Annotated in this window: 9 protein-coding genes, 2 tRNA genes and 3 rRNA genes; 3 read left to right on the top strand and 11 right to left on the bottom strand. The window is 52.5% G+C overall.

All coding sequences use genetic code 11. The features are described from left to right. Positions 1-44: 44 nt before the first annotated feature. The 4 genes from polA to EA20_RS0107560 all read right to left on the bottom strand — a co-directional run bounded on the left by polA (position 45) and on the right by EA20_RS0107560 (position 5258). Positions 45-2831, bottom strand: a complete 2787-nt coding sequence (gene polA, locus EA20_RS0107540) for a DNA polymerase I (RefSeq protein ID WP_024966242.1) — start codon at positions 2829-2831, stop codon at positions 45-47. Between the two features lie 405 nt (positions 2832-3236). Beyond that, positions 3237-3866: a thiol:disulfide interchange protein DsbA gene (gene dsbA / locus EA20_RS0107550; RefSeq protein ID WP_024966243.1), complete on the bottom strand. Its 630-nt coding sequence runs from the start codon at positions 3864-3866 to the stop codon at positions 3237-3239. A gap of 46 nt (positions 3867-3912) precedes the next feature. Beyond that, positions 3913-4905 carry a serine/threonine protein kinase gene (locus EA20_RS0107555; protein ID WP_024966244.1) on the bottom strand — a complete coding sequence of 331 codons (993 nt, stop codon included), beginning with the start codon at positions 4903-4905 and terminating at the stop codon, positions 3913-3915. An 83-nt stretch (positions 4906-4988) separates the two neighbouring features. Then, positions 4989-5258 (bottom strand): YihD family protein, encoded by a 270-nt coding sequence (locus tag EA20_RS0107560; RefSeq protein WP_024966245.1) that lies wholly within the window; start codon positions 5256-5258, stop codon positions 4989-4991. 75 nt (positions 5259-5333) lie between these two features. Between EA20_RS0107560 and mobA the strand changes: the two genes are divergently transcribed. Together mobA and mobB are read left to right on the top strand one after the other, a co-directional pair. After that, positions 5334-5918 carry a molybdenum cofactor guanylyltransferase MobA gene (mobA, locus tag EA20_RS0107565; RefSeq protein WP_369699782.1) on the top strand — a complete coding sequence of 195 codons (585 nt, stop codon included), beginning with the start codon at positions 5334-5336 and terminating at the stop codon, positions 5916-5918. A gap of 12 nt (positions 5919-5930) precedes the next feature. Further along, positions 5931-6458 carry a molybdopterin-guanine dinucleotide biosynthesis protein MobB gene (gene mobB, locus EA20_RS0107570; protein WP_024966247.1) on the top strand — a complete coding sequence of 176 codons (528 nt, stop codon included), beginning with the start codon at positions 5931-5933 and terminating at the stop codon, positions 6456-6458. 81 nt (positions 6459-6539) lie between these two features. Here the strand turns inward: mobB and rrf are convergent. From rrf to EA20_RS0107595, 5 genes are all read right to left on the bottom strand, one after another. Next, a 5S ribosomal RNA gene (gene rrf / locus EA20_RS0107575) occupies positions 6540-6655 on the bottom strand. Positions 6656-6866: 211 nt separating this feature from the next. Continuing rightward, positions 6867-9769, bottom strand: a 23S ribosomal RNA gene (locus EA20_RS0107580). A 206-nt stretch (positions 9770-9975) separates the two neighbouring features. Then, positions 9976-10051, bottom strand: a tRNA-Ala gene (locus EA20_RS0107585). 145 nt (positions 10052-10196) lie between these two features. Next, a tRNA-Ile gene (locus EA20_RS0107590) sits at positions 10197-10273 on the bottom strand. Positions 10274-10348: 75 nt separating this feature from the next. Next, positions 10349-11890, bottom strand: a 16S ribosomal RNA gene (locus tag EA20_RS0107595). Together the 16S, 23S and 5S rRNA genes with 2 tRNA genes alongside form the textbook arrangement of a ribosomal RNA operon. Positions 11891-12403: 513 nt before the next feature. Between EA20_RS0107595 and mdtD the strand changes: the two genes are divergently transcribed. Then, positions 12404-13807: a multidrug transporter subunit MdtD gene (mdtD, locus tag EA20_RS0107600; RefSeq protein ID WP_024966248.1), complete on the top strand. Its 1404-nt coding sequence runs from the start codon at positions 12404-12406 to the stop codon at positions 13805-13807. Here the strand turns inward: mdtD and rbsR are convergent. Both rbsR and rbsK read right to left on the bottom strand, forming a co-directional pair. Continuing rightward, positions 13804-14805 carry a ribose operon transcriptional repressor RbsR gene (gene rbsR, locus EA20_RS0107605; RefSeq protein WP_024966249.1) on the bottom strand — a complete coding sequence of 334 codons (1002 nt, stop codon included), beginning with the start codon at positions 14803-14805 and terminating at the stop codon, positions 13804-13806. The two genes, mdtD and rbsR, sit on opposite strands and share 4 nt — an antisense overlap. A gap of 3 nt (positions 14806-14808) precedes the next feature. Beyond that, positions 14809-15738, bottom strand: a complete 930-nt coding sequence (gene rbsK / locus EA20_RS0107610) for a ribokinase (RefSeq protein ID WP_024966250.1) — start codon at positions 15736-15738, stop codon at positions 14809-14811. Between the last annotated feature and the right edge of the window lie 33 nt (positions 15739-15771).

Here is a 15771-nt window from a genome sequence, read left to right on the forward strand (position 1 = left end):
GAAACCACAGGGTTTCAGCCTTTTCCTGCTAACAAGATCAAAAATTAATGGGCCTGATCCCAGTTATCTCCCACGCCAACATCCACCCGCAACGGAACATCCAGCGTCATGCTGTTTTCCATCAGCTGGCGGATTTTCGCTGACGCCGCTTCAACCTCCGAAGCCTTCACTTCAAATACCAGTTCATCGTGAACCTGCATGATCATTTTTACGACCGGAGAAGATTGCGGCGTCAGCCACGCATCCACGGCGATCATCGCTTTTTTAATGATATCCGCAGCGGTTCCCTGCATCGGCGCGTTAATCGCCGCACGTTCAGCAGCCTTGCGACGCATTGCATTGCTGGCTTTGATATCAGGCAGGTAAAGCCGGCGGCCATCAAGCGTTGAAACATAGCCTTTTTCGGCGGCAAGCTGGCGCGTGCGCTCCATATACTCAAGGACGCCCGGATAGCGTTCAAAATAAAGATCCATATATTTTTTCGCTTCGCCGGCACCGATATTGAGCTGCCGGGAGAGACCAAATGCGCTCATGCCATAAATCAGACCGAAGTTAATTGCTTTCGCGCTGCGCCGCTGCTCGCCGGTCACCTTATCCAGCGCCATACCGAAAACTTCAGCGGCCGTTGCGCGGTGGATATCCTGGCCTTCAGCAAAGGCATTCAACAGTCCCTTATCCTGCGAAAGGTGTGCCATGATGCGCAGCTCGATTTGCGAGTAGTCCGCAGCGACAATTTTGCACTCATCAGAGGCGATAAATGCCTGGCGGATACGACGCCCTTCGTCATTGCGCACCGGGATATTTTGCAGGTTTGGATCGGTGGAAGAGAGTCGTCCGGTGGCCGTCACCGCCTGATGATAAGACGTATGCACTCTGCCGGTAACCGGATTAATCATCAGCGGGAGCTTATCGGTATAGGTCGACTTCAGCTTGGAAAGCCCCCGGTGCTCCAGAATAACTTTGGGCAAAGGATAGTCGAGTGCAAGTTCAGCCAGCACTTCCTCCGACGTGGAGGGTGCGCCGCCTGGCGTTTTTTTGGTCGGTTTAATCCCCTGCTTTTCAAATAAAATTGTCTGTAGCTGCTTTGTCGAAGAGAGATTAAATGGCTCGCCCGCCAGTTCATGTGCCTTCTGCTCCAGTCCGGCGAGACGCGCCGTCAGCTCCTTAGAGTGCGTGGCCAGTATGCCCTGGTCGATCAGCACGCCGTTACGTTCAATGCGTGAAATAACGGACACCAGGGGCATTTCGATATTTTCAAAAACCTGCTTTGGTCCCTGCGCCTTTTCCAGCTCAGGCCACATTTTAAGATGCAGCTGTAAGGTGACGTCCGCATCCTCAGCGGCATAATGGGCCGCCTGCTCCATGCCGATCTGGTTAAACGTAAGCTGCTTTTTGCCCTTACCGGCGATCTCTTCAAAAGAGACCGTTTTGTGATTCAGCCAGCGTGAAGCGAGGGAATCCATATCGTGGCGTCCGGAAACGCTGTTCAGCGCGTAGGATTCCAGCATGGTGTCAAACTTAATGCCCTGCAGTTCAATGTCGTAGTTCTTCAGCACGCCGCGATCGTATTTAAGGTTCTGGCCGACCTTAAGCAGGCTGGCATCTTCAAGCAACGGTTTAAGGCGCTCCAGTACGCTACTGCGATCCAGCTGGGCAGGTGCATCCAGATAGTCGTGAGCAACCGGTAGATAGGCTGCCTCACCTGGCGCCACGGCAAAAGAGAGGCCGACAATGTTTGCGCTGAGCGTATCAAGCGAATCCGTTTCCAGGTCAAACGCGAACAGAGGACTGTTTTTCAGTTTAGTCAGCCACTCATCGAAGGTTTGTTCATCAAGGATGGTGACATAACCGTCAGCGGACAAGATGCTGGTTGCTTCAACCTTTTCCTCAATCTCTTCAACCAGCGCTTTCTGCGCTGCCGGATTGCTTTTTTTACCCTGTAGCCATTTACCTTGCTCCAGATCCTCGATCCAGCGCTTAAATTCATAATGGCGGAACAGGCTAAGCAGTGTCTCCACATCCGGTTCACTGACCGTCAGTTGTTCACAGGTCAGCGCCAGCTCAACGTCAGTCTTGATGGTGGCCAGCTGATAGGAGAGGAAGGCCACCTCTTTATTTTGCTCAAGCTTGGCGGACATGGTTTTAGCGCCGCGAAACGTTAAGCCAGCCACCTTATCCAGATTATCGTAGATATCTTTGATGCCGCCTAACCCTTGCAGCAGCGCCTGAGCGGTTTTTTCACCCACGCCCGGCACGCCGGGAATGTTGTCTGAGGAGTCACCCATCAGCGCCAGAAAATCAATCATCAGCGAAGGCGGGATACCATACTTTTCCACGACTTCTTCAGGACCAAGGATGGCATTGTTCATCGTATTGATTAGCGTGATATCTGATGTGACCAGCTGAGCCATATCTTTATCACCCGTGCTGATCAATACCGGTTTGCCGATTTTGCCAGCTTCCAGGGCCAGCGTGCCTATTACATCATCGGCCTCCACGCCCGATACGGCGAGCAGCGGCAGCCCCATCGCTTTTACCATACTGTGCAGCGGGTCAATCTGAGCACGAAGATCGTCCGGCATGGGAGGGCGATGGGATTTGTAATGTTCGAACAGCTCATCGCGGAACGTTTTTCCCCTGGCGTCGAAAACGACGGCGACATGGCTCGGTTTATATTGCAGCAGCAGGCTGCGCAGCATATTCAGCACGCCATACATCGCGCCGGTCGGTTCGCCTTTACTGTTAGTCAGCGGAGGAAAGGCGTGATAAGCGCGGTACAGGTAAGATGAGCCATCTACCAAAATAAGCGGGTTTTCTGCGATTTTAGCCATAGTTCCATCACGTTCGTCGTTGATATTATCGATAAGGTAAGGATGCCACAGCTCAGTATAAAAGATGAAATAAGTCTGGGAATTACCGTGTTTAAGGGGGAAAAATGCGGCGTGGCACGGAACAATAAGCTGTGGATAAGTTTGTGCGTAAATTTCTGGCTTTATCTTAAAAAACAGAATATAAACTTGTGGATCATATAAAAACTCAATTAATACATTAGCTTATTAAATTTTACCGGTGCAGGCTTTACATTTTGCAAAGTATCAAATTTGTGGATATTAATTCTTAGTGCTTGTAACAGCACAGGATCCTTTACAGTGAATAGCGATCAACGCTTAACGTGGTCGTTCAGGTGCCTGAAACAACAACGCCGGCAAATAGCCGGCGTTATCAGCAATAATAATTTATTTCTGAGTCAGAAGGAATTTCACCAGGTTCGCATACTGCTGCACGTAGGCGTCCTGTGAGCTGGTGTCCAGACCGCCATTGTTGACCATATATTTGCCGTTAACAAACATGGCTGGCACACCGCGAAGATTGACGTCCGCCGCCGCTTTTTCCTGCTGCGCGACCAGTGACTTCACCACAAAACTGTTCCACGCCCCATCATATTCTTCAGGAGTAATACCGGCTGCCTTAACGAAGGTTTCCTTCAGGCTGGCAGGATCGGTGATGGTCTGGGTTTTCTGAATACCTTCAAAAATGGGTCCGGTAACCTTATCTTCAACACCCAGCGCCATGGCAACCGCCCAGGCCTGCGTGACGGTTTTACCCATTTCGCCACCGAGGAACTCAACGTGATACTTAGTCATTTTCGTATTATCAGGCAGGCCTTTTTTCACGGCATCGCTGATGTGCCATACGCGTTCAAATTCGTAGCAGTGAGGGCAATAAAAGGAGAAAAACTCCAGTACCTGAGGCTGGCCCGTTGCGGCTTTCTGCATGGCAACGTACTGCTGCCCCTCGGTGAATTGGGCAGCTGACGCACTGAATGCCAGCACCATGCCGACCAACGCAAACCAAATCTTTTTCATTTAAAACGCTCTCCTAACAGCAAAAAAAGCCAACCAGAATACACGGTCAGCCCTGGAATGCGGACAACAGCTGCAGAGGAGGTTCCTGCAACAGCTTCGCCTGCTCGTTGAAAATAGCTATCTGCCTGCGCCAGAAATCTTCATCCGTCATCCACGGAAAAGAGGCAGGAAACGCAGGATCTTCCCAGCGGCGAACCACCCATGCGAGATAATAAACCATCCTCATGGCGCGTAAAGGTTCAATCAGTGTCAATTCATGTGTGTCGAAATCACTGAATTCACCGTAGGCCTCCAGCAGGATGTCCCACTGAATGCGCTGCTCCTGAAGATCGCCATTAACCAGCATCCACAAATCCTGCACGGCGGGACCATTTCGCGCGTCATCCAGATCAACAAACATAGGCCCATCGCGCCACAGGATATTACCAGGATGGCAATCGCCATGCAGGCGAAGCGGCTGCCACTGAGTATGCCAACATTTTTGTAAAGTTGTGCCGATCAGGCGAACGCTGGTCAATAAATTCTCTTTCAGGCGGGTAGGGATCAGCGCGCTCGCTTCAAGTATACGCAGCGGTTCCGTAATGTATTCTTCAAGGCCAAAGGTGGGTCTTACGGTAAAGGTTTTTTTACGGCCTGTCTGATGTATACGCCCCAGAAAACGGCCAACCCATTCCAGATGATCGTAATTGTCCGTTTCGTACTGACGTCCTCCCATACTGGGAAAAACGGTATACCAGTAACCATTGCACTGGTGAAGCGTCCGCCCCTGTAAGTTCAGCGGCGCAGCGACCGGCACTTCATCAGCCCAAAGCTCTGCCGTAAACTGATGTTCTTCCTCTATCTGCTGCTGCGTCCAGCGCTGGGGACGATAGAATTTCACGACGTACCGCTTCTTGTCTTCATCTGAAAACTGGTAAACGCGGTTCTCATAGCTGTTGAGGGCCGTTAAACCAGACTCGACGCGGATGCCGGTTTCCCATAGCGCGTCGAGAATGGTATCTGGATTTAAGTTTTGAAAGGTAAAAGCGGGTTCTTTCATCCGGCCTACTCGTAGATAATGACAATTGAAACAGTAATAAAGAATATCATCATTACCGGGTCTGACGGATGTAAGGTGTTAATTTAATCTTTAATCACACCGCGGGCACGAAGCAACGCAGTCTTGAAATCATCCTCATAGTCTTTCCTGAGGCCAGGGATTTCTTCATGCTTATCTGTTCCACGCATCTTAAGATGGTAGATCAGCACGTCGTCAGTTAATTCGTCCAGAGGCTGTTTGAAACCGGCTTCATCAGCGAGCTTTTGCAAAAATTGCATTAAATTAAGATCGGGTTCCTGTTGCCAGGCTGGCTGCAGTAACGCGATGAGTTCATTCAGACGATGACATTTCATCATTTAATCCCTGTTTGGGTCAGTTTCTGTAACGGTAGCAGGGTTAATCCCACAAGAAAAGAGGGTGTACGTATTATGTCCGGGATGTCTGTTGTTCCTGAAATGGCCATATCAGGTGTGATACTGGCTGGTGGAAAAGGCAGCCGCATGGGTGGAGAGGATAAGGGGCTGATTGTATGGCAGGGTAAGCCGCTTTATCAGCATGTCCTTGCGCGTCTGCAACCTCAGGTAGATGAGATCTGTATTAGCGCTAACCGTAATCTTGAGGTCTATCAGCAAAGCGGACACAGAGTAATAACGGATTCGCTGGGTGGCTTTCCCGGCCCGCTGGCGGGAATGCTTAGCGCACTACGACAGGCCCAGCATCAATGGGTTGTTTTTGCTCCCTGCGATACACCTGCGCTACCAGCCAGTCTGGTTACGCAACTTTGGCATGGCAAAGACATTGCGCCAGTTGTCTGGGCACGCTGTGCGGAGCGCGATCATCCAACTCTCGCCCTGATTAATGTCAGTCTGGCTGACGAACTGGCCGCTTTTCTGGCGGCAGGAGAACGTAAAGTCATGCTTTTTCTTAAGCAGGCCGGCGGACATGCTGTCACTTTCAATGATCAGCCTGATGCTTTCATCAATATCAACTCACCGAAAGATCTTACGCGATAAGGTTAACATTCCATGATTCCTTTACTGGCAATTTCAGCCTTCAGCGGGACAGGAAAAACGACTCTCCTGAAGCAGTTGATTCCTCTTCTTCAGGATCGCGGTATTCGCTGCGGTCTGATTAAACATACCCACCACGACATGGATGTGGATAAGCCAGGCAAAGACAGTTATGAATTGCGAAAAGCGGGGGCCAGTCAGGTTATGGTCGCCAGCCAGAAGCGCTGGGCTTTGATGACCGAAACGCCAACAGCGGAAAAACTGGATTTAACTTATCTGGCAAGCCAGATGGATGACAGTCAGCTTGACTTGATTCTGATAGAAGGCTTTAAAGCGGAAAACGTCGCCAGAATTATGCTGCATCGTGAAGCCTCAGGGCACCCTTTTCCGGCCCCTATGGATGACTATGTCATCGCGGTTGCCAGCGATACGGATACGCAGCTTGCTATTCCTCATCTCAATCTTAATGAGCCTGTTAGCATCGCTGATTTTATCACTGTCTGGCTTGATCACGTGAACGGCCCGGCACCGGGCGATGTATGAGTACGCCCAATCCCCTCACTTTTCCCGGCCCCTGAAACGCAAAAAACCCTGACCGTCAGGTCAGGGTTATCGCGATTTGATGCCTGGCAGTTCCCTACTCTCGCATGGGGAGACCCCACACTACCATCGGCGCTACGGCGTTTCACTTCTGAGTTCGGCATGGGGTCAGGTGGGACCACCGCGCTACAGCCGCCAGGCAAATCTTGGTGCACGAAACGAATCTTTTTCACTGATGCCGCGTTGCCTGCGCTTGCAAAGTCAGTCACATACCTGAGTATGCTCCTTCCTTTCCGGCGCTTGCCGCCTTGCCTCAGCGCAAAATCTTTCGTTTCCGCTAATTCTCTATCCGGTACAGGCTGAAAATTGTTGCGTCTCTCATAACGCTCACCAGAACGCTTCTGGTGTTGTAAGGTTAAGCCTCACGGGTCATTAGTACCGGTTAGCTCAACGCATCGCTGCGCTTACACACCCGGCCTATCAACGTCGTCGTCTTCAACGTCCCTTCAGGAGACTTATAGTCTCAGGGAAGATTCATCTCGAGGCAAGTTTCGCGCTTAGATGCTTTCAGCGCTTATCTCTTCCGCACTTAGCTACCGGGCAATGCCATTGGCATGACAACCCGAACACCAGTGGTGCGTTCACTCCGGTCCTCTCGTACTAGGAGCAACCCCTCTCAATCTTCCAGCGCCCACGGCAGATAGGGACCGAACTGTCTCACGACGTTCTAAACCCAGCTCGCGTACCACTTTAAACGGCGAACAGCCGTACCCTTGGGACCTACTTCAGCCCCAGGATGTGATGAGCCGACATCGAGGTGCCAAACACCGCCGTCGATATGAACTCTTGGGCGGTATCAGCCTGTTATCCCCGGAGTACCTTTTATCCGTTGAGCGATGGCCCTTCCATTCAGAACCACCGGATCACTATGACCTGCTTTCGCACCTGCTCGAGCCGTCACTCTCGCAGTCAAGCCAGCTTATGCCATTGCACTAACCTCACGATGTCCGACCGTGATTAGCTGACCTTCGTGCTCCTCCGTTACTCTTTAGGAGGAGACCGCCCCAGTCAAACTACCCACCAGACACTGTCCCCACGCCGGATTACGGCGCCAGGTTAGAACATCAAACGTTAAAGGGTGGTATTTCAAGGTTGGCTCCACGCAGACTGGCGTCCACGCTTCAAAGCCTCCCACCTATCCTACACATCAAGGCTCAATGTTCAGTGTCAAGCTGTAGTAAAGGTTCACGGGGTCTTTCCGTCTTGCCGCGGGTACACTGCATCTTCACAGCGAGTTCAATTTCACTGAGTCTCGGGTGGAGACAGCCTGGCCATCATTACGCCATTCGTGCAGGTCGGAACTTACCCGACAAGGAATTTCGCTACCTTAGGACCGTTATAGTTACGGCCGCCGTTTACCGGGGCTTCGATCAGGAGCTTCTCTTGCGATAACCCCATCAATTAACCTTCCGGCACCGGGCAGGCGTCACACCGTATACGTCCACTTTCGTGTTTGCACAGTGCTGTGTTTTTAATAAACAGTTGCAGCCAGCTGGTATCTTCGACTGGCTTCAGCTCCGGGAGCAAGTCCCTTCACCTACGCGCCAGCGTGCCTTCTCCCGAAGTTACGGCACCATTTTGCCTAGTTCCTTCACCCGAGTTCTCTCAAGCGCCTTGGTATTCTCTACCTGACCACCTGTGTCGGTTTGGGGTACGATTTCGTGTTACCTGATGCTTAGAGGCTTTTCCTGGAAGCAGGGCATTTGTTGCTTCATCACCGTGGTGACTCGTCATCACGCCTCAGCCTTAAGTGTTCCGGATTTGCCTGGAACACAAGCCTACACGCTTAAACCGGGACAACCGTCGCCCGGCCAACATAGCCTTCTCCGTCCCCCCTTCGCAGTAACACCAAGTACAGGAATATTAACCTGTTTCCCATCGACTACGCCTTTCGGCCTCGCCTTAGGGGTCGACTCACCCTGCCCCGATTAACGTTGGACAGGAACCCTTGGTCTTCCGGCGAGCGGGCTTTTCACCCGCTTTATCGTTACTCATGTCAGCATTCGCACTTCTGATACCTCCAGCAGACCTCACAGTCCACCTTCGACGGCTTACAGAACGCTCCCCTACCCAACAACACATAAGTGTCGCTGCCGCAGCTTCGGTGCATGGTTTAGCCCCGTTACATCTTCCGCGCAGGCCGACTCGACCAGTGAGCTATTACGCTTTCTTTAAATGATGGCTGCTTCTAAGCCAACATCCTGGCTGTCTGTGCCTTCCCACATCGTTTCCCACTTAACCATGACTTTGGGACCTTAGCTGGCGGTCTGGGTTGTTTCCCTCTTCACGACGGACGTTAGCACCCGCCGTGTGTCTCCCGTGATAACATTCTCCGGTATTCGCAGTTTGCATCGGGTTGGTAAGCCGGGATGGCCCCCTAGCCGAAACAGTGCTCTACCCCCGGAGATGAGTTCACGAGGCGCTACCTAAATAGCTTTCGGGGAGAACCAGCTATCTCCCGGTTTGATTGGCCTTTCACCCCCAGCCACAAGTCATCCGCTAATTTTTCAACATTAGTCGGTTCGGTCCTCCAGTTAGTGTTACCCAACCTTCAACCTGCCCATGGCTAGATCACCGGGTTTCGGGTCTATACCCTGCAACTTAACGCCCAGTTAAGACTCGGTTTCCCTGCGGCTCCCCTATACGGTTAACCTTGCTACAGAATATAAGTCGCTGACCCATTATACAAAAGGTACGCAGTCACCCCATAAAAGAGGCTCCCACTGCTTGTACGTACACGGTTTCAGGTTCTGTTTCACTCCCCTCGCCGGGGTTCTTTTCGCCTTTCCCTCACGGTACTGGTTCACTATCGGTCAGTCAGGAGTATTTAGCCTTGGAGGATGGTCCCCCCATATTCAGACAGGATATCACGTGTCCCGCCCTACTCATCGAACTCACAGTAAGCACATCTTCGTGTACGGGAGTATCACCCTGTACCCTGCGACTTTCCAGACGCTTCCACTGATGCACAAACTGATTCAGGTTCTGGGCTGTTCCCCGTTCGCTCGCCGCTACTGGGGGAATCTCGGTTGATTTCTTTTCCTCTGGGTACTTAGATGTTTCAGTTCCCCAGGTTCGCCTCGCAACACTATGTATTCATGTTGCGATGATGCATAAATGCACCGGGTTTCCCCATTCGGGTATCGTCGGTTGTTGCGGTTCATATCACCTTACCGACGCTTATCGCAGATTAGCACGCCCTTCATCGCCTCTGACTGCCAGGGCATCCACCGTGTACGCTTAGTCACTTAACCTCACAACCCACAAGCGTCCCGCAGGATACTGTGTGCTGTAAGCATTTGAGAGACTCGACCATATCGTTAATTTCATTCTTATTACGGAGAATGAAAACGACATGTCGTTTCAATTTTCAGCTTGTTCCGGATTGTTAAAGAGCAAATATCTCAAACGTGACTCGCCTTACGGCTGAATCAGTTTTGAGATAGGGTGGTAAACTGCATGGTGGAGCTAAGCGGGATCGAACCGCTGACCTCCTGCGTGCAAGGCAGGCGCTCTCCCAGCTGAGCTATAGCCCCATACAGTTACTGCAGAGACCATCTACTACCAGGAGTTACATTTTCGTGATGACACGCGAATGTAATTTCTGCTCAGGCAAGGCATGCGGAAGGGACGTTTACTTCGGTAAACGACCGCGCGCATAACGCAGCATGAGAAGAAATTTGGTAGGCCTGAGTGGACTTGAACCACCGACCTCACCCTTATCAGGGGTGCGCTCTAACCACCTGAGCTACAAGCCTGTAGAGGTTTTTTCTGCTCGTTACTTTTCTATCAGACAATCTGTTGTGGACACTACGCGGGAAAGTATCTTCAGGTAAGGAGGTGATCCAACCGCAGGTTCCCCTACGGTTACCTTGTTACGACTTCACCCCAGTCATGAATCACAAAGTGGTAAGCGCCCTCCCGAAGGTTAAGCTACCTACTTCTTTTGCAACCCACTCCCATGGTGTGACGGGCGGTGTGTACAAGGCCCGGGAACGTATTCACCGTGGCATTCTGATCCACGATTACTAGCGATTCCGACTTCACGGAGTCGAGTTGCAGACTCCGATCCGGACTACGACGCACTTTGTGAGGTCCGCTTGCTCTCGCGAGGTCGCTTCTCTTTGTATGCGCCATTGTAGCACGTGTGTAGCCCTACTCGTAAGGGCCATGATGACTTGACGTCATCCCCACCTTCCTCCGGTTTATCACCGGCAGTCTCCTTTGAGTTCCCGACCGAATCGCTGGCAACAAAGGATAAGGGTTGCGCTCGTTGCGGGACTTAACCCAACATTTCACAACACGAGCTGACGACAGCCATGCAGCACCTGTCTCACGGTTCCCGAAGGCACTAAAGCATCTCTGCTAAATTCCGTGGATGTCAAGAGTAGGTAAGGTTCTTCGCGTTGCATCGAATTAAACCACATGCTCCACCGCTTGTGCGGGCCCCCGTCAATTCATTTGAGTTTTAACCTTGCGGCCGTACTCCCCAGGCGGTCGACTTAACGCGTTAGCTCCGGAAGCCACTCCTCAGGGGAACAGCCTCCAAGTCGACATCGTTTACGGCGTGGACTACCAGGGTATCTAATCCTGTTTGCTCCCCACGCTTTCGCACCTGAGCGTCAGTCTTTGTCCAGGGGGCCGCCTTCGCCACCGGTATTCCTCCAGATCTCTACGCATTTCACCGCTACACCTGGAATTCTACCCCCCTCTACAAGACTCTAGCCTGCCAGTTTCAAATGCAGTTCCCAGGTTAAGCCCGGGGATTTCACATCTGACTTGACAGACCGCCTGCGTGCGCTTTACGCCCAGTAATTCCGATTAACGCTTGCACCCTCCGTATTACCGCGGCTGCTGGCACGGAGTTAGCCGGTGCTTCTTCTGCGGGTAACGTCAATCGGTAAGGTTATTAACCTCACCGCCTTCCTCCCCGCTGAAAGTACTTTACAACCCGAAGGCCTTCTTCATACACGCGGCATGGCTGCATCAGGCTTGCGCCCATTGTGCAATATTCCCCACTGCTGCCTCCCGTAGGAGTCTGGACCGTGTCTCAGTTCCAGTGTGGCTGGTCATCCTCTCAGACCAGCTAGGGATCGTTGCCTAGGTGAGCCATTACCCCACCTACTAGCTAATCCCATCTGGGCACATCCGATAGCGTGAGGCCCGAAGGTCCCCCACTTTGCTCTTGCGAGGTTATGCGGTATTAGCTACCGTTTCCAGTAGTTATCCCCCTCTATCGGGCAGTTTCCCAGACATTACTCACCCGTCCGCCACTCGTCACCCAAGGAGCAAGCTCCTCTGTGCTACCGTCCGACTTGCATGTGTTAGGCCTGCCGCCAGCGTTCAATCTGAGCCATGATCAAACTCTTCAATTAAAAGCTTGATTTGCTTAAACACGTTAAGCGATGCTCAAGTGTAAAACACTCATAATGAATTTCATTATGTGTTCACTCTTAAGACTTGATATTTTTTGCGTCCGGAGACGCTGATATCAATCCTGCGAGTGCCCACACAGATTGTCTGATAAATTGTTAAAGAGCAGTGCCACATATCTCGTGTGGCGCGGGGTGCAGATATTACGCTTTCCCGCTGAAGAGTCAAGGAATTTCTCACTTTTCTCTTCCTGACCCGGCGACCGTTGAGTCGTTGTTCCGTGTCAGTGGAGGCGCATTATAGGGAGTTCCTGACGGGTGACAAGCTTTTCTTAAAAAAAAATAGCTGACCGTTCTTTTTTTCATCAGCTGGTGAAAATAGCTGCAAGCAGCGCCTCTATTTTATACAAAAACCTCATTTAAAGCCTCTTTTGATATCATAAGACGCTGTCTCTGAGTGCTATTCTCTACCCATCAAAGCGCTTATCGACGTCAACGCACTGAAAAGGATGCACAATGATAAAATCCGCGCGCAGTATGGCCGGACTTCCGTGGATTGCCGCTATGGCCTTCTTTATGCAGGCGCTGGATGCCACGATACTGAATACCGCCCTTCCCGCTATTGCGCAAAGTCTCAATCGCTCGCCGTTAGCCATGCAGTCAGCCGTCATCAGTTACACCCTGACGGTAGCCTTACTTATTCCGGTCAGCGGCTGGCTGGCGGATCGCTTCGGGACGCGCAAAGTGTTTATCGTCGCCGTCTCTCTTTTTACCTTAGGGTCGCTGGCCTGTGCGTTATCAGGCACGCTGACGATGCTGGTCGTATTCAGAATCGTACAGGGCGTGGGCGGCGCGATGATGATGCCTGTCGCCAGGCTTGCGCTGCTGAGAGCTTACCCGCGAAGCGAGCTGTTGCCCGTGCTGAATTTTGTCACCATGCCGGGTTTGATCGGTCCGGTTCTGGGCCCCATGCTGGGCGGCGTACTGGTAACCTATGCAACGTGGCACTGGATCTTCCTGATAAATATCCCGATGGGTATCCTGGGCGTTATCTATGCCAGAAAATATATGCCCGATTTCACCACGCCTAAACGCCGGTTTGACCTGCTGGGCTTTATTTTATTTGGTTTTGGACTGGTTTTCCTTTCAAGCGGCATTGAGCTCTTCGGCGAAAGGATCGTGACGAGCACGCTGGCGCTGGCGGTCACGCTTGGGGGAATTGTGATGCTTCTTCTCTATATAGTGCATGCCCGCCGGGCAGCCACGCCACTTATCCCCCTGCCGATGTTTAAAACCCGCACGTTTTCCGTCGGCATTTTAGGGAATATCGCTTCCCGTCTCGGTACAGGTTGCATACCTTTTCTGATGCCGTTGATGCTGCAGGTCGGATTCGGCTATTCCGCCATACTGGCAGGCTGCATGATGGCGCCAACCGCACTGGGATCGCTGCTCGCGAAGTCAACGGTCACCCAGGTGTTACGCTGGTTCGGCTACCGGAACACATTGGTAGGCATAAGCGTCATCATTGGGGTTCTTATTGCCACCTTTGCGCTGCAATCACCGGCGATGGGCCTGGTGGTGCTGATACTGCCGTTGTTTATTCTCGGTATGGCGATGTCCACGCAGTTTACCGCCATGAATACCATCACGCTGGCTGACCTGAACGATGCTAATGCCAGCAGCGGAAATAGTATGCTGGCCGTCACGCAGCAGTTAGCCATCAGCTTCGGTGTTGCCGTCAGCGCAGCTGTTTTGCGTTTCTATAATAATTTTGATGGCACAACAGTAGAGCATTTCCACGCGACCTTCCTGACGATGGGAGTGGTCACGGTCATTTCAGGCCTGGTGTTCCTGCTGCTGAAGCCCGGAGATGGACGTCATCTGATAAGCAACAGAGAGAAACGGCAGAAAGGCGCTTAACCGCCGCGAACAGAGCCGCGTTCAATCAGTTCCGGCGTCAGCACCAGCAGTTGCTGGCTGCCGCCGGGATTAGCCAGACGGTGAAGCAGCGTATCGATAGCCAGCTCGCCCAGTTCATCCTTGGGCTGATGAACGGTGGTCAGCGGAGGCGTCATATAGCGCGCCAGTTCAATATCATCGTAGCCCACCACGGCAATATCCTGCGGCACCGACAGACCGGCCTGATAGAGCGCATGATAAACGCCAACCGCCATCGCGTCATTGCTGGTAAATACCGCTTCAGGTAGGGGATCCAGCGTCAGCAGCTGGTTCATGGCGTTATAACCGCCCTGAAACTCGAAGTCGCCACTCACGATACAGGACGCTGGCAACGGTAACTCTGCCTGGGCCATGGCCTGTTTAAAACCTTCAAGACGCAGGCGGGCCGGCGTTTTATCCTGCGGTCCGGCGATGCAGGCGATGCGCCGGTAGCCACGCTCAATCAGATAACGCGTGGCCATTTCGCCGCCCAACAGGGAGTTATCCTGGATGATGTCGCTATCCCCTTCAAAAGGCGACCAGTCCATCATGACGGAAGGGATCGTCGGGTAACGATTAAGGATGTCGGCTGAAGGAAGATGACTTTCCGTACACATGATCAGAAGACCATCGACCCGTTTCTGCAGCAGCGTCTCCAGGCTACGGTTCATACGATGCTCATCACCTTCGGTATTGCACAACACCAGGCTATAGCCCCGTTCGTAACAGCTGCGTTCTACTCCCCGCACCACTTCTGAATAGAAGGGGTTGCTGCTGGCCGTCAGAAGCATACCGATAGTTCTTGTCTGGTTGATCTTCAGGCTGCGCGCCAGCGCTGACGGCGCGTAATTCAGCTCGGCGATGGCCGCAGTGATTTTTGCTTTTACCGCTTCGCTGACAAAACGATTGTCATTAATGACATGTGAAACGGTAGAGGTCGATACGCCCGCGAGGCGGGCGACATCTTTCATGGTGGCCAAGCGCTACCCCTGCTGCTGCAAGAAAAGATCGATCTCTTCACGCCATGGCACGGAAGGCTGGGCACCGTATCGCGTCACCGCAATCGCCGCGGCCGCATGGGCAAAGCGGATAGCTTCAGGCATCGCCTTACCTTCAAGCAGTGCAGTAATCAGCGCGCCGTTAAAAGTATCGCCTGCCGCAATCGTATCAACGGCGTCAACGCGGAAACCGGCTATACGTTCACCTTTCCCTTCCTGACTGAGCCAGACTCCGCGGCTGCCAAGCGTAATCAACACGCTGCCAATCCCTTTAGCATGCAAAACGGCAGCGGCACGGGCTGCATCATCATCATTAGCAACCGGAACGCCGGTCAGAATTTCGGCTTCTGTTTCGTTAGGTGTGATCATATCGACCAGCGCCAGCAACTCATCGGAAAGCGCGAGAGCCGGGGCGGGATTAAGGATGACCCGCGTCTGATGCTGCCGAGCAATTTTTGCTGCCGCCAGCACGCTTTCCAGTGGAGACTCCAGCTGCATCAGCAATGCATCCGCGTCAGCAATAGTCTGCTGATATTTTTCCACTTTGGCAGGTGTTAACGCCGCATTGGCACCAGCGTGGATAGCGATACAGTTTTCACCTTCGCCATTAACAAAAATCAGCGCCACGCCGGTCGACTCGTCCGGAACAGCCTCAACCGATGCAACGTCGATGCGATCCTCAGCCAGCCGATTGCGAATACGCTGGCCGGTATCATCTTCACCCACACAGGCAATGAAAGCGATATCCGCACCGCTGCGTCCGGCAGCCACGGCCTGATTCGCGCCTTTGCCGCCAAAAGCCACCTGATACTGCTTACCGATCACCGTTTCACCCGGCCGGGGAAACTGCGCCATGTTCAGGATATGGTCTGCGTTAATGCTGCCAAGAACGGCCAGCTTACCGGTTTTATTCATAGGGGATCGTCCAGAAAAAGGCGCCACCCGGAG

It is taken from the genome of Pantoea sp. IMH, assembly GCF_000599885.1.
Lineage (GTDB): Bacteria > Pseudomonadota > Gammaproteobacteria > Enterobacterales > Enterobacteriaceae > Erwinia.